Raw genomic sequence first — 20,747 nt, forward strand, 5'->3', positions numbered from 1 at the left:
TTACCTTTTTCCACATCGGCCACGGCGATTTGCCCAAAGTTTGCCAAATGTCTGATTGGATAAATATTACTGAAGGGTACAAGGGAAGCGCCGTTTCCCACCGACCACAGAGGCAGCAATGGAGCACATCGAGGCCGAACACCCCCGGCCACGCCACTTCCTACTCCACCTGAGTGATCCCCACTTGATGGCAGGGCCCGACCCCCTTTACGGCGTGGTCGACAGCGAATCGCGGCTCATCCAACTCTTCGAAGAGGTGAAGGCATCCGGTGCGCGGCCGGAGGCTGTCATCTTCACCGGGGACCTTGCCGACAAGGGAGACCCTGAGGCCTACGTCAAACTCCGTGCCATCGTTGAGCCCGCTTGTGAAGAACTCGGCGCAGAAGTCATTTGGGCGATGGGCAACCACGACAACCGTGCCAACTTCAGGAAGGGCCTGCTGGACGAGCCGGCAAATGACGCCCCCGTGGACAAGAGCTACTTCATCAATGGGCTCCGTGTCATCACCATGGATACATCCGTGCCGGGATTCCACCACGGCGAGCTGAGCCCCTCCCAGCTGGACTGGCTTACGGGGCAACTGGACACTCCCGCCCCCGACGGCACGGTTCTGGCGCTGCACCACCCGCCCGTTCCGTCCGTCCTGGATCTTTCGGTCCTGGTTGAGCTGCGGGACCAGGCTTCGCTGGAGGCGGTCGTCCGCAATTCGGATGTCCGCACCATCCTTGCCGGCCACCTGCATTACTCAACGACGGCGAGCTTCGCCGGCATCCCCGTGTCCGTGGCCTCGGCCAGCTGTTACACCCAGGACCTCAACGTTCCGGTTGGCGGCACCAGGGGACAGGACAGCGGACAGTCCTTCAACCTGGTCCATGTCTACGAGCACACGATCGTGCACTCGGTTGTCCCCATGGGCAGGTCGACGACGGTGGGCGAGTATGTCTCCCCCGAAGAGACAAAGCGTCGGCTGGCCGCCGCCGGAATCCGGATCCCGGAGACCGCGAAGCAACGCAGCACCCTCAAGCCCGGAGTGCCGTCCGGCCGCTAGGGAACGCCTTACGCCGACAGCCATGACTTACGCTGAAGGCCGGTCCCTCAGGGGACCCGGCCTTCAGCTCCAGGGGCTGCCATAGCGCCGCTCTAGGGGGCTCTACTTTTCCCAGGGCGCCTTGATGGGGAAGTACTTCTCCAGGAAGTCGGTGACCAGGTCGGCGCGCTCGTCGGCATCCACCTCGGGGAAGCTGCCGTCGTTCAGGCAGAAGAAGTCTTTGTTGCGCTTGGACAGCAGCTTGGGCAGGTACTTGAGCCCGGACCGCATAGTGGTGTCCACGTAGCGGACCTTCGCCGCTGTCTGGGTTACCGCGCGGCCCGTGAGCAGGGCGTAGTAGTGGTAAAAGGAGTTGGTGACGGAAATGTTGTCCGCCGCCCGAAACCGGCTGGCCGCCGTCTTCCGGAATTCCTCCGGGAACTCGCGCTCCATTGTGGCCACAACGCTGCGGCGCAGCGGAGCGGCACTGTGCTCAAGGTGCCGGGTGGTGATCCGCCCGAACCGGTTCCACAGGAGTTTGCGGTTGACGCGGGCCGCGTTCTCGAATCCGCTGCGCTCTGCGGCGTTCTCACCCAGGCCGATCCGGGTTTCCGCCTCGATGAACTTGGTGATGCCGCCCGGCGTGAAGAACATGTCGGGACTGACCGGCCGGCCGAAGAACATGTCGTCATTGGAGTACAGGAAGTGCTCCGAGAGGCCTTCGATGTTGTGGAGCTGGCACTCCACCGCCTGGGAGTTGTGCGTGGGAAGCACTGAGGGGTCAGAAAAGAACTCCTCACTGCGGACGATGGTCACCGAGGGATGTTCCGCCAGCCATTCAGGTGCCGGCGAATCGGTGGCGATGAAGACGCGACGGATCCAGGGAGCGAACATGTAAACGGACCGGAGTGCGTACTTGAGTTCGTTGATCTGCCGGAAGCGGGCTTCGTGGTCGTCGCCTTCGCCCAGGACGACGTCCTTCTGCTGGGCACGCCGGGCGGCAATGTACTCCGGGGAGCTTCCATCAACCCAGGAGAACACCAGATCGATGTCGAAGCTGATGTCACTGGCGTGGTCAGCGAACATGTTCTCGATGGTGGGCCAAGTGTGGCCGTAGCGCTCAACGGTGCCACGGACGGCATCCTGCCGGAGCAGGGTCCTGCGCGTGAGGGAGTTCTCGATCGGCAGCGTGATCTCATTGGACTTGAAGGACCAAAGCTCAATCTGCACACCTGCGGAAGCACCGAATTCGAAGCCGCCGGCGGGCTCCACGCGGGGCCTGTACAGGCGGAAGATGCGCGCCTCCTGATTGGAGGAGAGCTCGCCGTCCGCAACCAGCAAGGAGGTTTTCTTCTTGGCATCCACGGTCATGGAATAGAAAGGCTCGTCCCGGCAGGCTTCCACCAGGGCCGCCCGTAGTTTCTTCCTGTCTTTCCAGTCCAGGGCAATGACGGGGCGGTCATTGTTGCCCCTGACCAGCAGGTACTCCAGTTCCGCGTTGGCAAGAACATTGCGTACGAACAGCAGGTCCTCCACCATGGCCTGGTAGGGAGTCCTGTTGTGGTTGATCAGCGCGATGCGGCCCTTATGCGTGATGACATCAGGGCGGGGGTTAAGCCGCTGTTCAGCTTCGGGGGAAGTGATTTCCGCGTGAATTTGTTCCTCTACGGATGCCTGGCCGCCGTAGTAGACCTCGTCTTGAACCGGTGCTTCTGTAATGGTCGTCTCCGTGCTCGTCAAAGTAAGCGTTTCTACCTGCATGATAGCCGCGCGGCGGAAACAGCAGGTTTCGGACAGGGCGCAGCCCGCGCCGGGGAACCGGCTTAGGGGCCCAGCTCTTCCCGCCAGCTGCGCAGGAAAGCGCCGCCGGCGTCGTCGTGGATTACGGAAGCCTCAAGCCCCAGATCCCCGGCCGTCAGGACCGGGTACGGTTTGTCCGGGATGCCGTCGGCCGGGCGGACGTCCACGTGCTTGACTGCGTGGTCGTTGTGGTGGAGCCAGTCTGCCATGGCATAGTCGGTGCGCGAATCGCCCACCGTCCGCCAGGCTGCCGGGGTGATGCCTTGCGCGGCAAGCAGCTCCACAGCCCGGCTGGCGCCCAGGTCCTTTCCAAGCCGCACCGACTCGATGTCCGTGGAGATGATGGTGGGATCCACCCGGTAGTCCACCTCGTCGTCGGAATTGGGGGCGTGGTGGTCCAGGCGCACCACTCCCAGCCCGTGGCGGGTCATCAGTTCCATCGCGTCGGCGTCGAAGAGTTTCTGCTCCGCGAGGTAGTCGGCGCCGGGTACCTCGATGTGCTGCTCCACGGACACCATGGCGCGCTTCGTTTCATCAAAGAACATGTGCGCGGCGTAGTCCTCCGCCACCATGCGCCGGATGTCGTCCCCGTAGGCTGCGGGAACGGCCAGTTCCCGGTCAACGTGGATGGGCCCGGGCCCGGCGGACGTGTAGCTGAACCAGACGGCGCCCTTTTCGCAGACGGCGTGGATGATGGTGCCGGCCGGGATACCGGCCTCGATCATGGGTTCCATGACCTGTTCCCGGATGAAGGCGTCGGAGCGCCCGGTGTTGAAGATGACGGGGATGCCGGCCGCAGCCAGTGCCACCAGGTCGGCGACAATTTCCGGTTTGACGTCCCGCGTCAACGGGCTTGCCACCGGCCCGTCAACATCCAGCAGGAGTGCCAACGGAGGCGAGGACGGCAGGCGGACACCGGGCATGGATACGGCGAGGGACTCGGATGCTGTCATGGCTCCATTCTGTCAGCAGCGCCGGCAGCTCCCGTGCGGGCAACCGAAAGATCACCGCGTATGACGTATGGTCACCGTTTGGCTACAACCTGCCGCCGCCCGGGCTGGGTACTTTCGCTGGGCCGGCAGGATGCCTAGGGTGGCATGGTGATATTCAAAGCTGTGGGCGAGGGCCGCCCTTACCCGGACCATGGTTACAGCACGCCCAAGGAGTGGGCTTCGCTGCCGCCACGGCCGGTCCGGCTGGATGAACTGGTGACCACCAAACGCACCCTGGACCTGGAAGCGCTGCTGGCCGAGGACTCCACCTTTTTCGGCGACCTTTTTCCGCACGTGGTTCAGTACCAGGGAACCCTTTACCTTGAGGACGGACTGCACCGCGCAGTCCGTACCGCGCTGCACCAGCGCACGGCGATCCACGCCCGGGTCCTGGTGCTCGATGGCTAGGAAGCGGCTCAAGGACCCGAGCATCCTGCACGGCCACCACGTAGTCAGCGGCCCGGAGCTGCGCGCCACCTTCGAAGCAGCCGCCCGCGGCGCCGACGATACCGCCCGTGTGCGCCGCCGCGTCCTTCACGGCGTGGTCCTGGTGCTCCTGATCGGCCTGATCGCCGCGGCAATCATCGCAGCCCTGGCAATCATCAACGGGAAGCTGGCCATCCCCACCGCCGAACCTGCGCAGGAAACCGTCTCCACCTGCCCGGCCGGGACGTTCGACTACACGCCGCCCGAGCAGATCAACCTCAATGTGTACAACTCCACCAGCCGGCCCGGGCTGGCCCGTTCGGTGGCCGACGAGTTCCTTGCCCGCAAATTCATGGTGGCTGATGTGTCCAACGTTGATGCCGGCTACCGGGGCGTCGCGGCAGTGATTTCCGGAGCCGCCGGGCACTCTGCGGCCTTTAGCGTCCAGCGCAACCTGCCCGGGTCGGACTATTTCCAGGACGGCAGGACGGACGGCAGCGTGGACGTGATCCTCTCCCAGGACTACAGCGCCCTCACTCCACCGGACCTTGTGGACCAGACACCCGGCAAGCTCAGCTGCCCGCGGGAAAGCCGCCGCATCGCCGACGACGACATGTGGCCCGTCATACCGTCCGCGCCGGCAACGCCCTGAAGCCTTCCAGCAGTTGCGCTGTCACTTGGGTGCCTAAACCGGCTGCAAGGGGACGGAAACTGACAGGGCAACTCAGCCAGCCACAGAGGGAAGCGGGGCCAGCCGGATGGGGCGGCCCTCGTCGTCGAACCTTGCTCCGGCACCCAGCTGGATGAACCGCACCGTCCTGGCCACCCGCGCCTCCAGCTCTCCGGGCTCGTCGCTGCCCCTGGCCGCGCTGGAGGACAGCGTGCCAAGGATCAGCTGCGCCTGCTGGCCGATGTCCGCCACCGGCAGGTAGCCCTGCTCCATCCCCTGGCGAAGGATGCCCTGCAGCAGCACGCTCAGCTCGCCCACGTGGTCGGCAAGTTTGGCGAAGGACGACGGCGACAATACCGCGCCCATGGCAGGGCCGGGCGGCAGGTGGCGACGGCTGAGGTCCACCACCTGGGCGCGCACGTACAGGGCCAGCTGTTCCACCGGGTTGTCCAGTCGGCCGAGGGAGTCGCGCAGCTCCGCGAGGAACTTCTCTGTCTCTTCCAGGGCGTAGGCGATCAGCAGCTCTTCGATGTCCGCGTAGTAGTTGTAGACGGCGGTGCGGCCCACTCCGGCATGGCGCGCCACGTCCGTCATTGTCAGGCCGGGCAGGCCGTGGGAGAAGAGGAGTTCGCCGAAGGCGGTGAGGATACGGCGCTGCGTATCTGCGCGTTGCTCGGCATTGCTGGCCGCTGAAATCCGGGGCATACAGACACTTTACCGCTATGTGTCAGTAAACGGAGTGCCGGACCTGCCGCAACGGCTAGGCGGAGCAGCCGTCCGGGCCGCAGGCGTCCCCTTCACCGGAATTGACCAGCACCAGGGGATTGGCGTCCTGCCACGCCTGGTTCAGCGCGGCCGTGAACGTCCCGGTGGGCTGGGCGCCGGAGAGGCCGAACTTGCGGTCAATTACAAAGAACGGGACGCCGCTGATGCCCAGGGACCGCCCCTCCTCGAAATCGAAACGCACGTCATCGGCGTATTTGTCCGTGCTGAACAGCTCGTCCACCTCGCCTGCACCGATGCCGAGGTCCTTGCTGAGGGACGTCAGGTACTCGCGGCTGCCGATGTCCTTGCCGTGCTCGAAGTGGTCGCTGAGCAGGCGCTCCTTGGCAGCGTCCTGCTTGCCATGCGCGGCCGCGAGGTGGATCAGGCGGTGGGCTGTGAAACTGTTGGCTACCACCACAGAATCGAAACTGTAGTTCAGGCCCTCGTCCCTGCCCTGCTTCGCAACATGGTCGAACATCTGCGAGACCTGCTGCGGAGGCATGCCCTTGCGGGTGCTCAGGTACTCCAGTTCCGTGCCGTCATAGTGCTCCGGAAGGGGGGGGCCAGCTGGTAGCTGCGCCACTTCACCTCGACGGCATCCTTGTGGGGGAAGGAGGCCAGGGCAGCTTCGAAGCGGCGTTTGCCGATGTAGCACCACGGGCACGCGACGTCTGACCAGATCTCAATCTTCATGCTGGGCATAACCTGCCGGTCCCGGCTGCCATTCCGGGTGCACGGTGTTAGATACCCCACAGTAGGACTTGTGGCCGGATGGATCGTGGGCAATAGTCAGAGTTAGGTGAAGCAGACGCCGTAGAAAGCCAATACCAAGGGCCGTACAGGCCCGGATGCGGTTGTGCCCGGCCAGCTGGGGAGCCCGGCCTTTATTTCCCTGGAGGCCAGGAATGCGGATCGGACTAATAGCGGGACCATGGATTCCTGTTCCCCCACCAGCCTACGGAGGGACCGAGAGAGTGGTGGACACCCTGGCCCGGGGCTTCACTGCCGCCGGGCATGAGGTCCTGCTCGCCGCTCCCTCGGACAGCACCTGTCCGGTGCCGGTCATCGACGGCATGCGGCCCTCCACACCTGACGATATGGGCTTCACCCTCTCCGAGTTCAGCCACGTAATCAGGGCTTACCAGGGCCTGCAGGACGTGGACATCATCCACGACCACACTTTGGCCGGACCGCTGTACCTGCACAGGCCGGACCATATCCCGCTTGTCACCACCATCCATGGCCCGCTCACCATCCAGGCCACGGACATCTACCGGGCCATTGCTCGAAAGGGCGCCATCATTGCCATCTCCCGCGACCAGGCCTCGCATGCCCCCGAAGTGCCTGTCACCCGGGTCATCCACCACGGCATGGACATCCGGTCCGTGCCCGTAGGGACGGGCCGCGGGGGCTACCTGTGCTTCGTTGGCCGTTCCTGCCCGGACAAGGGATTGCTGGAGGCCATCATGATTGCCCGGCAGGCGGGCATCCCGCTGCGCATCGCCGTCAAGATGCGGGAGCCGGACGAGGTTGACTACTTCCGGGACGTCATCGAACCGATGCTTGGACCCAACGAGGATTTCGTCGGGGAAGTGGACAATGCAGCCAAGTACCGGCTGATGGGTGAAGCCATTGTGTTCCTGAACCCGATCCAGTGGTCCGAGCCGTTCGGGCTGGTGATGATCGAAGCACTGGCCACCGGGACGCCCGTGGTCGGCACGCTGATCGGTTCCGCCCCGGAGATCGTTGAGCACGGACGGACCGGCTGGCTGGGCAGCATGGAGCAGTTGGCCGGGTTTGTCGAAGCCGCCGCAGGGCTTAGCAGGGCCGACTGCCGGGCGGCCGTGCTGGAGCGGTTCAGCATGGAGCGGATGGTGGCGGACCACCTGCAGCTGTTCACGGAACTAATTGATGCGAGTACCCCGGCGGGGGTTCCGGATGCGCCGCGCGTGCACCAGAATCTTTAAGGGCAGTTGTGGCCGGATTTCCCGGCAGCATCCCATTCGTTTGAGGAGGGAGCCCTTCCATGACCGCATGGAACGCCGATACTGAGGCCGCCGCATCCGAATCCGGGTCGGTGACAGTGGTGGAAGGGTCCTCGTTTTGTATCTCGTCGGGCAGCGGGGACATCACGTCCGACGGCGGCACGAACGGAGCGTTCTTCCAGGACACCCGCATTATTTCGAGCTGGGTCCTGCGCATTAACGGCGCGCTCCGCGAACCGCTTGTGGCGCAACGGCCGCAACCGTTCCAAGCCACGTTCGTGGGACGGGCCAAATGGCCGGACGGCAGGTTTGACAGCCCGCTGGTAGTCCGCCAGGTCCGTCACATCGGCCCCGGCCTGCAGGACGACATCACGCTGGAAAACCACTCCGCGGAACCGGTGGACTGCGACATAGAGCTGCAGGTCGACGCGGACCAGGCTGACCTCTTCGACGTAAAAGGCAGCCGGACCCCGACCCCGGACAATGCCGTGCGGACGGTCCGCGACGGCCATCTGATGATCGAGCACGTCCGCAACGGCCAGCAGCGCGGCACCGCTGTCCGTGCACGCGGTGCCGAGGTCAGCACCGAGGGGCTTCGCTTCCGGACCACAATACCGGCCCGGGGCAAATGGGCCACCAGCATCATCGTGGTACCCCTGGTCAATGGCGAGGCTCCGCCCGAAGCCTTCACCGAAACCGGGCTTCCCCACCACCGGGAAGGGGTACGCCGGCACCGGGACTGGGAAGAAAACGTCCCCCTGATCACCGTGACGGACAGTAAACTGCAGGCCGTGCTGAACCGCAGCCAGAAGGATCTTGGCTCGCTGCGGATCTTTGATGTCCACCACCCGGAGCGTGCCGCCGTGGCAGCGGGTGCGCCGTGGTTCATGGCGCTCTTTGGCCGTGACTCGATCCTGTCCTCCTACATGTGTCTTATGGTTGATCCGAATCTTGCTGCCGGCACGCTGCAGACCCTGGCCGGACTCCAGGGCTCCACCGTCGATCCGGACTCGGAGGAGGAACCGGGCAGGATCCCGCACGAAGTCCGGCTGGGCGTGACGGCAGGGCTGTCATTGGGCGGCACCGCCTACTACGGCACGGCAGATGCCACCCCGCTCTTTGTCGCACTCATTGGGGAGGTGAGCCGGTGGGGGCTCTCCGGGGACATCATCGAATCGCTCCTGCCCCATGCCGACCGCGCCCTGGACTGGATTGAGCAGTACGGGGACCGGGACGGCGACGGGTTTGTCGAATATCTGCGGCCCAACGACCATGGGCTGGTCAACCAGGGTTGGAAGGACTCCTGGGACGGCATCAACTTCGCGGACGGAACCATGGCTGAGGCGCCCATTGCCCTGTGTGAGGTGCAGGCCTACGTCTATTCGGCCTACATCGGCCGTTCCCTGCTCGCCCGCTGGAGCGGTGACGGGGCACTGGAGCACCATTGGGCGGAGCGTGCGGCCGAGTTGAAGAAGGCCTTCAACGAAAAGTTCTGGTTGCCGGACAAGGGCTACTTTGCCGTCGCCCTCGACAAGGACAAGCGTCCTGTGGATGGGCTCACGTCCAACATTGGCCATTGCCTCTGGCTGGGCATCGTGGACGAGGATAAGGCGCCGTCGGTGGTGGAACACCTGATGTCGCCCCAGATGTTCACCGGCTGGGGCATCCGCACGCTCGCTTCTGACATGGGCGCCTATAACCCGGTGAGCTACCACAACGGCTCGGTCTGGCCGCATGACACGGCCCTGGTTGCCACCGGCCTGATGCGGTACGGATTCGTGGAGGAGGCCCGGCGGGTGGCAACCGGCCTCTTCGAGGCTGCCGAACATTTCGGCGGGCGGCTGCCGGAGCTGTTCTGCGGCTTCGACCGCGGCGAGTTCGCCGGTCCGGTCCCGTACCCCACAGCATGCTCACCCCAGGCCTGGGCAGCTGCGGCGCCGGTGCAGCTTGCCAGGATACTCCTGCGCTTCGACCCCGATTTCACCCGGAAAGTAGTGCACCTGGCGCCCATCCTTCCTGAGGACATCGGCGAGTTCCGGGCCGAGAACGTGCTGCTGGATGCGGCCCGGGTAACCATCACGGGCCGCGGGACCGAGGGCAACATCGACGGTCTTCCGCCGGGACTCAAGCTGCTCAGGGAGCCCCGCCCGCCCCTGGAATCCCTGCTGGCGGAGTTCGGCGAAGGGCGGGAGGCGGCCAAAGCCGGCAGCTAGCACCGCTCCATGGTGCCGGCGTCGGAGGAAATAGGGGGCTCGTCCAAGGCCAGCTCCAGGACGAAGTCGTGCTCCACGGTGGTGCCCAGCTGGAAGGACTTGGTGCCCACCTTCCGGAAACCGGACTTCTCATAGAAGCGGATGGCCCGGGCGTTCTGGCTGTTGACTCCGAGCCACACCCCGGCCCCGCCTGCATCTGCTGCTGCCCGGAGGCTGGCGTGCATCAGTTCGGCCGCAGCACCGAGGCCGTGGTGCTCCGGATGGACATAGCACTTGCTGAGCTCCACCGACGGCACCAACGTGAGTACCGATGCCACATCAGGGTCCGCCGCCGGGCGGTTCACCAGCAGGCTGTACCCGTTAAGCCGGTCGCCGGAGTCGAGGACCAGGATGGTGATGTCCGGGTCCGCGAGGTAGCGCTCGAAGTGCTGTTCGCTGAGGGTGTTGGCCAGGTGGGCGGCGATGTCCTCAGCCGACGACGACGGCGGGCAGGCGAGCGGAAAGGTGACGGCTGCCAGCGCGGCCAGCGCCCCGGCGTCGTCCGCTGTTGCTTTGCGGATGGTATGGCTCATGTGGTGACTCCCCGATCATGCGGGGATGGTACGGATGGGCGAGCCGGCCAGCCAGGCAGTCACGTCCTCGAAAGCGCCGCCGTAGAACTGCCGGTAACTCTCCTGGGTGACGTATCCAAGATGCGGGGAGAGCACGGTGTTTGGAGCGGCCAGCAGCGGATGCCCGGCCGGCAGTGGCTCCTGGTCGAACACATCCAGGGCTGCCCCCCGGATCCAGCCTTGGGTGAGAGCCCGGATCAGGGCGTCCTGGTTCACCAGGGGGCCCCTGGCCGTGTTGACCAGGATGCCTTCGGGGCCAAGCAGCCGCAGCTCCTCTTCACCCACGGTGTTTTCGGAACGTGCAGACAGCCGAAGGTGGAGCGTGGCGATGTCCGACACGCGGAACAGTTCTTCCTTCGGCACGAGCCGTGCCCCGGCGTCCGCGGCGGCCTCCGACGTCAGGTTTTGGCTCCAGGCCACCACGTCCATCCCGAACGCCTTCCCGTAACCGGCGATCCGGCGTCCGATTTTGCCAAGCCCCACGATGCCCAGGGTCTTGCCCGCCAACTCGAATCCCACCGTGGACTGCCACGTCCCGGCGCGCAGGGAGCTCTCTTCTGCGGGCAGGTGCCGCGCGACGGCCAGCAGCAGCGCCCACGTCAGCTCGGGGGCAGCGGTGGCGGAACCGGGTGTGCCGCAGACCGTCACGCCGTGCTCCGCGGCAGCGGCAACGTCAATGGAGGCGTTGGCCATCCCGGTGGTCACCAGCAGCTGGAGGGCCGGCAGTTTCTCGAATACTTCCCGGGGAAACGCAGTGCGCTCCCGCATGGCGATCACAATGCTGACGTCCGCAAGTGCCGAGACCAGTGCGTCCGGTGACGCAAAGGGTTCCCGGAACGTGGTTGTGGTGACGCCCTCCGCTTCCAGCGCCGACCAGTCCGCGAAGCCGTGGGCCACGCCCTGGTAATCGTCGAGGATGGCAAGGCGGTGCTGCATGGCGCTGTCCTTCGTCCCGGTGTTCCTGGCGTGAACTTCATCGTAAGGCAGTACATCATCCGGTTGCCCGCACCAACCCGCGATCACCCGCGATCAACCCGCGATCAATCGGCGTGATAGCAATGGGAGTAATGAAACTGCCGCCTATTCCGTTCTCCGCTGCATGAGCGGCCGGATCCTCTCCCGAATTCCCAACAGCTGGATCCTGCTGGCCTGCATTGGGCTGCTGGCGTTGAACCTCCGGGGCCCGTTCGTTGCGGTGGCCCCCGTGGTAGGCCTGATGCAGGCAGAGTTGGCCTTCTCACCGGTCATGCTTGGCCTGTTGACCAGCATCCCCGTACTCTGCTTTTCCCTCGCAGCGCCCCTGGCTTCCCTGGCGGCGAGGAGGTTCGGTGCCGAGTTGGCCGTGACCCTGACCATCCTCGGCGTGCTGGCTGGCGTGCTGGTCCGCTCGGCGGGTGGACCGGTTCTGGTGGTGGCTGGAACGGTGATGATTGGCCTTGCCATTACCGTGGGCAACATTGCGGCGCCCCTGATCATCCGCCGTGATTTCGCGACTGCCCGGCAGGGGACGGCGATGGGGATCTACACCGCCGCGCTGAACATCGGGTCATTCCTGACCTCCGTGGCCACCGCGCCGTTGGCGGGCCTCGCGGGGTGGAGGTTCGCGCTCGGCTCGGTCGCTGTCCTGGCCGTCGCCGCCATAATCGTCTGGACCCTTGCGGTGGGTCCGCGCAATGCGTTCCTGGCATCGCCGGAGGACGGCGGGGACACCAGGCTGCCATCGGTGACCGGTGCGGGCTGGACCACAGCCGGCCTGACGGCAGGCTTCGCCGGACAGGCCTTCTCCTACTACGGAGTCACGGCGTGGCTGCCCACCTACCTGCATGACGAGTTGGGCATGTCCCTCTCCGAGGCCGGCGCCGGGTCCTCAATTTTCCAGATCCTGGCCATCGTGGGTGCCTTGGGCGTGCCCTTCGCCGCCAAATTCATGGGTACGACGGCGGTGGCGGTCACCGTGGGGGCGTTGTGGACGGCCGTGCCGGCCGGCCTGCTGCTGGCGCCCCAGCTCTGGTGGCTGTGGTCCACCTTCGGCGGGGCCGCCCAGGGCGGCGGCATCACCATCATCTTCATCGCCATCATCAGGCTGGCCCGCGACCAGGCGTCGGCCGGGCGGATGTCCGCCACGGTCCAGGGGCTGGGATACGCCTTTGCCGCCGTGGCACCGCCACTGGTGGGTTTCGTGCACGATGCGTCAGGATCATGGACACCGGCGTTGCTGGTCATCCTGGTGTCGGTGCTGACCTTCTTCGTCAGCACCACCCTCTCCGTCCGGCGGGTGCCGAAGGGCCGCTGAGTCCTGGCCCGCCGTCGTACGTTCTTTCACCCAGCTTCCGTCGCTCTCTCAGATCCTGCAGCAAATGCCAGGACGCTCTCTCGCTTTCCAGAAGAAAGTGAGAGAGCGTCCTGGCTTTCCCCGCAATAAAGGAGAGAGCGTCCGGGGAGTGCAACAGGTGGTGCCTCCTGCCGTCGTCTCTTTGCTCAAGGGTGTTCCGTTGCCGGACCGGCTCCCCGGATTTCGGGGTGCCTGTTGCGGAGGGCGTGCCGGCCCGGCGGACGGAAGTCTGGACGGGTTGCCCGCTGGTTAGGCCGCTGCGAGTTCCTCGGCGGTTGCCTTCTCGCGGGCCTCCGTCAGGTACCGCGCGTAAGCGGGGAGGGTGAGGAAGGACGGGAAGTCCCGGGCGAGGGTGACTTCTTCGAAGATGTCCCGGGCGTCTTCGAAGCGGTCGCCGTCGAAGCGTTCCAGCCGGGCAAACTCCTCGTCCAGGAGCTCCTCCACCCAGTGGTGGTTGATGATTTCGCCGTGGTCGGTGATGGCACGGGCGTAGATCCACTGCCAGAGCTGGGAGCGGGAAATTTCGGCGGTGGCGGCGTCTTCCATGAGGTTGTGGATGGCTACTGCACCGTTGCCGCGGAGCCAGGATTCGATGTAGCGGATGCCTACTTCGATGTTGTTCCGGATGCCCTGTTCGGTGATGGTCCCGGTGGTCGCGGCCACGTTGATCAGGGCGCGGTCGTCCGGGGTGACGTCCTCACGGAGCCGGTCCAGCTGGTTCGGCTTCTCGCCCAGGATGGAGTCGAACACTTCCCGGCAGACGGGAACCAGGTCCGGGTGGGCCACCCAGGAGCCGTCGAATCCGTCGTTGGCCTCGCGGGTCTTGTCAGCACGGACCTTCTCCAGGGCGTTGGTGTTCGCTTCGGGGTCTTTGCGGTTGGGCACTGCGGCTGCCATGCCCCCAATAGCCATGGCACCCCGTTTGTGGCAGGCGCGGACGAGCTGTTCGGTGTAGGCGCGCATGAAGGGCTGGGTCATGGTCACCTGGGCGCGGTCCGGGAGGACGAAGCGGGGGCCTCGGGTGCGGAAGTTCTTGATGAGGGAGAAGATGTAGTCCCAGCGGCCGGCGTTCAGGCCGGCGGCGTGGTCACGCAGCTCGTAGAGGATCTCCTCCATTTCGAAGGCTGCGGTGATGGTTTCGATCAGGACCGTGGCGCGGATGGTGCCCTGGGGGATGCCGAGCAGGTCCTGGGCGAGGATGAAGATGTCGTTCCAGAGCCGGGCTTCGAGGTGGTTTTCGATCTTGGGCAGGTAGAAGTAGGGGCCCTTGCCTTGGGCGAGCAGGCGGCGGGCGTTGTGGAAGAAGAACAGGCCGAAGTCCACGATGCCGCCGGCGATCGGTTCGCCGTCGATCAGCATGTGCTTTTCCGGCAGGTGCCAGCCGCGGGGACGGACCACGATGGTGGGCAGTTCCCCGGCGGGACGGAGCTTGTATTCCTTGCCCTCCGGGCTGGTGTAGTCGATCCGGCGCTCCAGTGCGTCGGTGAGGTTCAGCTGGCCCTTGATGACGTTGCGCCAGGTGGGGGTGGAGGAGTCCTCCATGTCCGCGAGCCACACCTTCGCGCCGGAATTCAGGGCGTTGATGGTCATCTTCTTGTCCACCGGGCCGGTGATTTCCACGCGGCGGTCCTCCAGCCCGGGTGCCGGGGGAGCAACCCGCCAGGACGGGTCATTGCGGATGTCCTCGGTTTCCCGGAGGAAGCGTGGGTCCTGTCCGGCGGCAATCTCAGTACGCCTGGTCCGGCGGGCCTGCAGCAGTTCCTGGCGCCGCGCCGCCGTCGCCCGGTGCAGCCTGGCCACGAACTCCAGGGCATCCGGAGTAAGAACCTCGTTCTGCCGGCAAACCGGCTGCGCGGTCAGGGTTATCCCGTTGATGGTGAAACTGTCTGTGAAACTGTTCATTTCTGTCTCCTGGTGCAGGACCCAACTGGGTAGCAGTAAGTGTCGTTTTGAGCCTCCAAAACGACACTTAGTGCTACTTACTTGGGAAAGATTTAGTGGAATTGGCCCTCTTCGGTCGATCCGACCAGTGCGAGGGTGGAGGCGTTCGGGTTGAGCGCGGTGGCGATGTCGTCGAAGTAGCCGGTGCCGACTTCGCGCTGGTGCTTGGTTGCGGTGTAGCCGCGGGATTCGGAGGCGAATTCCTTTTCCTGGAGTTCGACGTAGGCGCTCATGCCGTCGCGGGCGTAGCCGTGGGCGAGGTCGAACATCGAGTAGTTCAGGGCGTGGAAGCCGGCCAGGGTGATGAACTGGAAGGTGAAGCCCATGGCGCCGAGTTCGCGCTGGAACTTGGCGATGGTGGCATCGTCCAGGTGCTTGCGCCAGTTGAACGACGGTGAGCAGTTGTAGGAGAGCATCTGGTTGGGGAACTCGGCCTTGACGGCTTCGGCGAACTTGCGGGCCAGCTCCAGGTCCGGGGTGCCGGTTTCCATCCAGATCAGGTCCGAGTAGGGGGCGTAGGCCTTGGCGCGGGCGATGCAGGGTTCGATGCCGTTGCGGACCTTGTAGAAGCCCTCAGCGGTGCGCTCACCGGTGATGAACTCCTGGTCCCGCTCGTCGACGTCGGAGGTGATGAGGGTTGCTGCTTCGGCGTCGGTGCGGGCAATGACCACGGATGGGGTCCCGGCGACGTCGGCTGCCAGGCGGGCGGCGTTCAGGGTCCGGACGTGCTGCTGGGTGGGGATCAGGACCTTGCCGCCCAGGTGGCCGCACTTCTTTTCCGAGGCGAGCTGGTCTTCCCAGTGAACACCGGAGGCGCCGGCCTGGATCATGGATTTCATGAGCTCGTAGGCGTTCAGCGGCCCGCCGAAGCCGGCCTCGGCGTCGGCGACGATCGGGACCAGCCAGTCCTCAACGGTCTGCACGCCCTCGGAGAATTCGATCTGGTCAGCGCGGAGGAGGGCGTTGTTGATCCGCCGCACCACGGTGGGCACGGAGTTGGCCGGGTAGAGGGACTGGTCCGGGTAGGTGTGGCCGGAGTTGTTGGCGTCCGCAGCAACCTGCCAGCCGGAGAGGTAGATCGCGCGAAGGCCGGCCTTGACCTGCTGCACGGCCTGGTTGCCCGTCAGGGCGCCCAAGGCGTTGGTGTACTTGCCTTCCTTGTGCTCCTGGGTGAGCTGCTTCCACAGCTTCTCTGCGCCGCGGCGGGCCAGGGTGTGTTCTTCGGAGACACGTCCCCGGAGACGGACGACGTCGGAGGCCTTGTAGTCCCGGGTCACACCTTCCCAGCGGGGGTTGGCGGCCCACTCAAGCTCCAGGGCGGCGGCCTGCTGTTCGGGCGTCTGCTGGGTGGGCTCAAATGCTGCAGTCATCGTTGATCTCCTTGATTGAGCTCCGGGGCGGTTTACGCCGGCAGGAACTGCTCCTTTGCAGTCCCCGCCGGCTGCCCCCGGTGCGGTGTTTCTTTCCGTGAACACCACTTTTCAGCACTTTCAAAGGGGTTTCTAGATGAAAAGGCTGGAAAGAAACGCACTTCTTCGCGTATTCTTCAAAAATGTCGCCTTCAAGCTGGAACAGGGAAGTTTCACAGCCGCCGTCGTCCACCCCGGCCGCCCAACTGGATGTCATCAGCCTCGGCCGCCGCGTGCGCCATCTGCGCAAACAGGCCGGCCTGACGCTGGAAGCCCTCAGCGCCGCCGTCGGGACAGCGCCCAGCCAGCTGAGCCTGATCGAGAACGGCAAGCGGGAACCCAAGCTTGGCCTGCTGCAGCACCTGGCCGCGGCCCTCAACGTCAGCATCGACCAGTTGCTCGGAGCAGAACCTCCCAGCCGCCGCGCCGCCCTGGAAATCGAGCTCGAACGCTACCAGCGCGGACCCCTCTACGAGTCCCTGAACCTGCCAAAAATCCGCATCAGCTCGCGGTTGCCGGTGGACGTCCTGGAGGCGCAGGTGGGCCTCCTGCATGAGCTCGAACGCAAGATGAACGAGCAGGTGGCCACGCCGGAGGAAGCCCGCCGCGCAAACGGCGAACTGCGCGCCATGATGCGGGAGCGTGGCAACTATTTTCCGGAATACGAGTCCGAGGCACAGAAGGTCCTCAAGGAGGTGGGGTACACCACCGGCCCGCTCAGCCAGCACGTCATCGCGGACATCGCCGCGCACCTGGGGTTTACCCTCCATCACGTGGGCGACCTGCCCCATTCCACTCGTTCCGTGACCGATTTGAAGAACCGCAGAATTTACCTGACCCAGAGCCAGCGGCAGGACCACGACCCACGGTCCGTCCTCCTGCAGGCCCTGGGCCATTACGTGCTCGGCCACGAAACGCCCCGCAACTATGGTGACTTCCTGGCCCAGCGCGTCGCCACGAACTATTTTGCAGCCGCGCTTCTCCTGCCGGAACAGGCAACCGTGGAATTTCTGCAAAAAGCCAAAGCCGCGAAGGAAATCGCCGTCGAGGACATCCGGGACGCTTTCGCCGTTTCCTACGAAACCGCGGCCCACCGCTTCACCAACCTGGCTACCAAGCATCTGGGCATCACCACCCATTTCCAGAAGACGCACCAGAGCGGCATCATCTACAAGGCCTACGAAAATGACGGCGTGGACTTTCCCCAGGACCACACGGGCGCCATAGAAGGGCAGCCGTCGTGCAAAGCATGGACGTCCCGGGCCGTATTCGACGTCCCGGACAAGTTCAGTGCCTACAGCCAGTACACCGACACGCCGTCCGGCACCTACTGGTGCACGGCCCGCACCGAACGGTCGGCGAGCGGTGAGTTTTCGCTCAGCATCGGGGTGCCGTACCAGCATGTGAAGTGGTTCCGCGGGCGCGAGACGACGGCCCGGGCCACCTCAAACTGCCCGGATCCCACCTGCTGCAAACGCCCGCCGGAAACGCTGACATCAGAATGGGCAGGCAACGCCTGGCCCTCGGCGCGGGCCCACTCCCACCTCCTGGCCGCGATGCCGCCGGGGGCCTTCCCCGGCGTGGACGAGACCGAGGTGTACAGCTTCCTGCAGGCGCACTCAGGGAGCTGAAGCACGCTCTCTCACGTCTTGCCCCTTTTCCCGAAACCCTCTCCCGCATTTTGCAGAAGTTCCCGCGCCGTTCTCTCAATCTGTGCGATAGGGCTTTGCGTTATTCCGCGGAAGGTGAGAGAGGGTTTCGGTTTATTCCGCGGAAGGTGAGAGAGGGTTTCGGTTTTGCACGGCCCTCCGCCACGCCGCGCCCATTTCAGGGCTACGGGTGCCGAGGGACGCGCACCACAGGCGGGGCGGTTACGGACGATGTTGCATTCGCGGAAACGGAAGTCATGCACCCGTCCTGCCAGCCGCCGGCGGGCGATTTCCTTGTGTTGCCGTACAGCGGAAAGGGATCGGGGGTGTTCAGGGCCACAAGCGCCGTTGTTTTCGCCGGAGCCGCTTACGCTGTTCCCTTGGCGATCTGAAGCAGTGCCCTGCCCAGTTCAGGCTGGCTGTAGACGAACCCGGTATCCAGCAGCTTTTGGGGCTGGACCCACCGGCTCTTGAGCACCAGCTCTGTTTCGGTGCGGATCAGGACTGCCCCTGCACGAAGCAGCCAGGCAGGGGTGGGAACACCGAAGCGTGCCCCGTAAGCGCGTCGCACCAGCCGCATCAGCTCGCGGTTACTCACCACATCGGGCGATGCCACGTTGACGGGCCCGGTGATGTCCGTCCGTGCATGCAGGAACCGGGCGCACCGGTACAGGTCCTCCACGTGCACCCAGCTGAACTTCTGCGTACCCTTGCCCATGGACCCGCCAAGCCCGAGCCGCGCGAGGTTGGCGAAGGGCCGCAGCGCGCCTCCTCCCCGGCCCAGCACAATGGCTATCCGGAGCGGAACCTTACGTGTCTTTGGCGTGACGGCAGCCTCCAGCTCCGCCTCCCAGGCGCGGGCTACCTCTACCGAAAATCCAGTCCCCAATTCACCGTCAGTCTCTGTTTGCGGGGAGTCCCGGGCGTCCCGGTAGATCGTGCCTGTGCTGGCGTTCAACCAGGTCGACGGCGGTTGCGGGCATTGCGCGATGGCCCGGCCGAGTGCCGCCGTTGTGGAGACCCTGGACCCAAGGATGGCCGCCTTGTTCCGCGCGCTGTAGCGGCAGGACACGGACCGTCCGGCAAGGTTGATGGCAAGGTCGCTGCCGTTGAGCACCTGGATGATGGCGGCGTCGTCGTCCCATGATGCCGACGTTGTCCCGGTGGCACCTTTGCTCCCGGTGGTGGGCGCCCGGCCGATGGTGTGGACAGTCCAGCCGTCCTGCTCAAAGCGGGTGCGGAGGTACTTGCCGATGAACCCGGAAGCCCCGGCGAGCACGACTGTCTTGGACCTGGCCATTCTTCTCCTGCGGTGGTTTGTTGCTGTCCGGGGGCTATGCACGGATACTCCGGCTGAGCCTGAGGATATCGTCCAGGGCCTTGCCGGCTCCCGGGACGCGCGCCAGCGAGAGCACTTTGGCAATCAGCGGAACAGCCCCGTCCACAAGCTTCCTGGTGCGCTGCTGCCCCTCGGAGGTGTCGTAGACCCAGAACAGCGTCACGCCCATGTAGCCGAGCCACAAAAGTTCGGGAAGTTCGCCGCGGAGTCTTTTTGGTGCCTGCGGCCGCGCGCCATCCACCGCCGACCGGAAGATGTTGAGGGAAGCTTCCCGGGCCGGTGCGGAACGCGCAGCGAAGGGGTTCACCGGGGACGTGGGGCGGATGGCCGTGGTGAGGAAGTCGGCCCCGAAGCGATGGTACGGCGCCATGGCATCCAGGCCGGCGTGGAGGGTAGCGCGGAGCCTGCTGGTGAGATCGGTGGCACTTTCCAGGGCGGCCCTTGCCCTTGCCGCATGCTCTTCCTGGACCTGCAGGTACAGTTCCTGGACCAGATCGTCCTTGGAAGCGAAATAGTAGTAGGCGTTACCCACTGAGATGCCCGCCTCGGCAGCGATAGCGCGCATGGTGGTCTTTGCGAAGCCCACCTCGCGGAACATCCTCAGCGCCACATCTGCCACACGTTGCCGTGTCTGCTCGCCTTTTGCCGCCATGGTTCCCTTTTTTGAACGTGTTCAAAAAGTATTCCACACATTTCAACATGTTCAGTTTCTGTTGTTGCCTGCAATGATGCTGCCCGTCGTGCTGCGGACCCTGCCGCTGGTGGGAGAATGGTCCGACAGTGCTAATACAGCCGGTCTCCTGCACAGCTCCGGGACCGCGCGAACCACTTTGAACGGACTCCTTCATGTCATCTTCCTCAGGCCGGAACGCCCTGCCCGAAACCAGCCCCACCGGAACCGCTGCCAGGTTTGCCTCCATCGGGTCCCCGTACTTCGGCATCATGCTGGCGGTCATGGCGGTGGTTCTGATCCTGTCCAACATCGGGGCGTCCAAGGGCGTGGTCCTGGGGCCCATCGTTACGGACGGCGGCTTCTTCCTCTTTCCGCTGGCGTACATCCTTGGTGACGTGATCAGCGAGGTGTACGGCTTCAAAGTGGCGCGCAAGGCCATCCTGACCACGTTCGCGCTGTCGGTCTTCGCCTCTCTCTGCTACTGGGTGATCATTGCCCTCCCGGGCTTCGATGATGAATTCGGGACATCCAAACAGGCAGCCCTTGAGGGGGCCCTGGGCCCGGTGCCGCAGATCGTGCTGGCCTCGCTCCTGGCATTCCTGGCCGGGCAGACCATCAACTCGTGGATCCTGGTGAGGATGAAGGCCCGTTCCGGGGAAAGGTCCCTGTGGGCCCGCTTGATGGGGTCCACGGGTGCCGGCGAGTTCGTGGATACGCTGATCTTCTGCAGCATCGCCGCGTCCGTCATCGGCATTACGGATTTCGGAACCTTCGTGAACTACGTGGTGGTTGGCTTTGTGTACAAGACCCTGGTGGAGTTCATCCTGGTCCCGGTGACGTCCCTGGTGATCGGCTGGATCAAGAAGCGGGAGCCGAGCTACGGCACGGCGACCAGCTAGTTGTACCCGTTTCGAC

The 20,747-nt window shown here is 64.9% G+C and carries 17 protein-coding genes and 1 pseudogene; 8 read left to right on the top strand and 10 right to left on the bottom strand.

Annotated elements, in window-relative coordinates; all coding sequences use genetic code 11:
* Nucleotides 1-118 precede the first annotated feature (118 nt).
* Nucleotides 119-1,048, top strand: coding sequence for a phosphodiesterase (locus tag NXY83_RS03725; protein WP_258804751.1), 930 nt, complete (start codon nt 119-121; stop codon nt 1,046-1,048).
* 102 nt (nt 1,049-1,150) lie between these two features.
* On the opposite strand, the gene NXY83_RS03730 is transcribed toward NXY83_RS03725, so the two are convergent.
* Both NXY83_RS03730 and NXY83_RS03735 read right to left on the bottom strand, forming a co-directional pair.
* Nucleotides 1,151-2,788: a stealth family protein gene (locus tag NXY83_RS03730; protein ID WP_258804752.1), complete on the bottom strand. Its 1,638-nt coding sequence runs from the start codon at nt 2,786-2,788 to the stop codon at nt 1,151-1,153.
* A gap of 62 nt (nt 2,789-2,850) precedes the next feature.
* A complete protein-coding gene (locus tag NXY83_RS03735; RefSeq protein ID WP_258804753.1) occupies nt 2,851-3,780 on the bottom strand; it encodes a hypothetical protein in 930 nt (309 codons plus the stop codon).
* A 147-nt stretch (nt 3,781-3,927) separates the two neighbouring features.
* Between NXY83_RS03735 and NXY83_RS03740 the strand changes: the two genes are divergently transcribed.
* Both NXY83_RS03740 and NXY83_RS03745 read left to right on the top strand, forming a co-directional pair.
* Nucleotides 3,928-4,227, top strand: coding sequence for a type II toxin-antitoxin system VapB family antitoxin (locus NXY83_RS03740; RefSeq protein ID WP_009358464.1), 300 nt, complete (start codon nt 3,928-3,930; stop codon nt 4,225-4,227).
* Entirely contained in the window at nt 4,220-4,897 is a 678-nt protein-coding gene (locus NXY83_RS03745; protein WP_258804754.1) for a LytR C-terminal domain-containing protein, read from the top strand. The genes NXY83_RS03740 and NXY83_RS03745 overlap by 8 nt, the downstream gene beginning before the upstream one ends.
* Before the next feature lie 72 nt (nt 4,898-4,969).
* Here the strand turns inward: NXY83_RS03745 and NXY83_RS03750 are convergent, their stop codons facing one another.
* Nucleotides 4,970-5,620, bottom strand: a complete 651-nt coding sequence (locus NXY83_RS03750) for a TetR/AcrR family transcriptional regulator (protein ID WP_258804755.1) — start codon at nt 5,618-5,620, stop codon at nt 4,970-4,972.
* Nucleotides 5,621-5,675: 55 nt separating this feature from the next.
* Nucleotides 5,676-6,373: pseudogene (locus tag NXY83_RS03755) on the bottom strand (DsbA family oxidoreductase).
* Nucleotides 6,374-6,585: 212 nt separating this feature from the next.
* Here NXY83_RS03755 and NXY83_RS03760 point away from each other — a divergent pair.
* Both NXY83_RS03760 and NXY83_RS03765 read left to right on the top strand, forming a co-directional pair.
* A complete protein-coding gene (locus NXY83_RS03760) occupies nt 6,586-7,647 on the top strand; it encodes a glycosyltransferase family 4 protein (protein WP_258804756.1) in 1,062 nt (353 codons plus the stop codon).
* Nucleotides 7,648-7,706: 59 nt separating this feature from the next.
* The gene (locus NXY83_RS03765; protein WP_258804757.1) at nt 7,707-9,878 is read left to right on the top strand and encodes a glycogen debranching N-terminal domain-containing protein; all 2,172 of its coding nucleotides are present in this window, start codon (nt 7,707-7,709) and stop codon (nt 9,876-9,878) included.
* On the opposite strand, the gene NXY83_RS03770 is transcribed toward NXY83_RS03765, so the two are convergent.
* Both NXY83_RS03770 and NXY83_RS03775 read right to left on the bottom strand, forming a co-directional pair.
* Nucleotides 9,875-10,450 (bottom strand): GNAT family N-acetyltransferase, encoded by a 576-nt coding sequence (locus NXY83_RS03770; protein ID WP_258804758.1) that lies wholly within the window; start codon nt 10,448-10,450, stop codon nt 9,875-9,877. The two genes, NXY83_RS03765 and NXY83_RS03770, sit on opposite strands and share 4 nt — an antisense overlap.
* A gap of 15 nt (nt 10,451-10,465) precedes the next feature.
* Nucleotides 10,466-11,425, bottom strand: coding sequence for a D-2-hydroxyacid dehydrogenase family protein (locus NXY83_RS03775; RefSeq protein WP_258804759.1), 960 nt, complete (start codon nt 11,423-11,425; stop codon nt 10,466-10,468).
* 163 nt (nt 11,426-11,588) lie between these two features.
* Here NXY83_RS03775 and NXY83_RS03780 point away from each other — a divergent pair, with 163 nt between their 5' ends.
* Nucleotides 11,589-12,782 (top strand): CynX/NimT family MFS transporter, encoded by a 1,194-nt coding sequence (locus NXY83_RS03780; protein ID WP_258804760.1) that lies wholly within the window; start codon nt 11,589-11,591, stop codon nt 12,780-12,782.
* Nucleotides 12,783-13,070: 288 nt separating this feature from the next.
* Here NXY83_RS03780 and aceB read toward each other — a convergent pair whose 3' ends face one another.
* Nucleotides 13,071-14,723 (bottom strand): malate synthase A, encoded by a 1,653-nt coding sequence (gene aceB, locus NXY83_RS03785; RefSeq protein ID WP_258804761.1) that lies wholly within the window; start codon nt 14,721-14,723, stop codon nt 13,071-13,073.
* 92 nt (nt 14,724-14,815) lie between these two features.
* Entirely contained in the window at nt 14,816-16,132 is a 1,317-nt protein-coding gene (aceA, locus tag NXY83_RS03790) for an isocitrate lyase (protein ID WP_258804762.1), read from the bottom strand.
* A 182-nt stretch (nt 16,133-16,314) separates the two neighbouring features.
* On the opposite strand from aceA, the gene NXY83_RS03795 reads away from it, so the two are divergent.
* Nucleotides 16,315-17,802: an XRE family transcriptional regulator gene (locus tag NXY83_RS03795; protein WP_258804763.1), complete on the top strand. Its 1,488-nt coding sequence runs from the start codon at nt 16,315-16,317 to the stop codon at nt 17,800-17,802.
* A 385-nt stretch (nt 17,803-18,187) separates the two neighbouring features.
* On the opposite strand, the gene NXY83_RS03800 is transcribed toward NXY83_RS03795, so the two are convergent.
* Complete coding sequence (locus NXY83_RS03800) at nt 18,188-19,120, bottom strand: TIGR01777 family oxidoreductase (protein ID WP_258804764.1); 933 nt, start codon at nt 19,118-19,120, stop codon at nt 18,188-18,190.
* A gap of 34 nt (nt 19,121-19,154) precedes the next feature.
* Complete coding sequence (locus NXY83_RS03805; protein WP_258804765.1) at nt 19,155-19,811, bottom strand: TetR/AcrR family transcriptional regulator; 657 nt, start codon at nt 19,809-19,811, stop codon at nt 19,155-19,157.
* Nucleotides 19,812-20,005: 194 nt separating this feature from the next.
* On the opposite strand from NXY83_RS03805, the gene NXY83_RS03810 reads away from it, so the two are divergent.
* A complete protein-coding gene (locus NXY83_RS03810; RefSeq protein WP_258804766.1) occupies nt 20,006-20,731 on the top strand; it encodes a queuosine precursor transporter in 726 nt (241 codons plus the stop codon).
* Nucleotides 20,732-20,747: the final 16 nt, after the last annotated feature.

Origin of the sequence: Pseudarthrobacter sp. NS4, from assembly GCF_024758005.1 — a bacterium.
Taxonomy (GTDB): Bacteria; Actinomycetota; Actinomycetes; order Actinomycetales; family Micrococcaceae; genus Arthrobacter.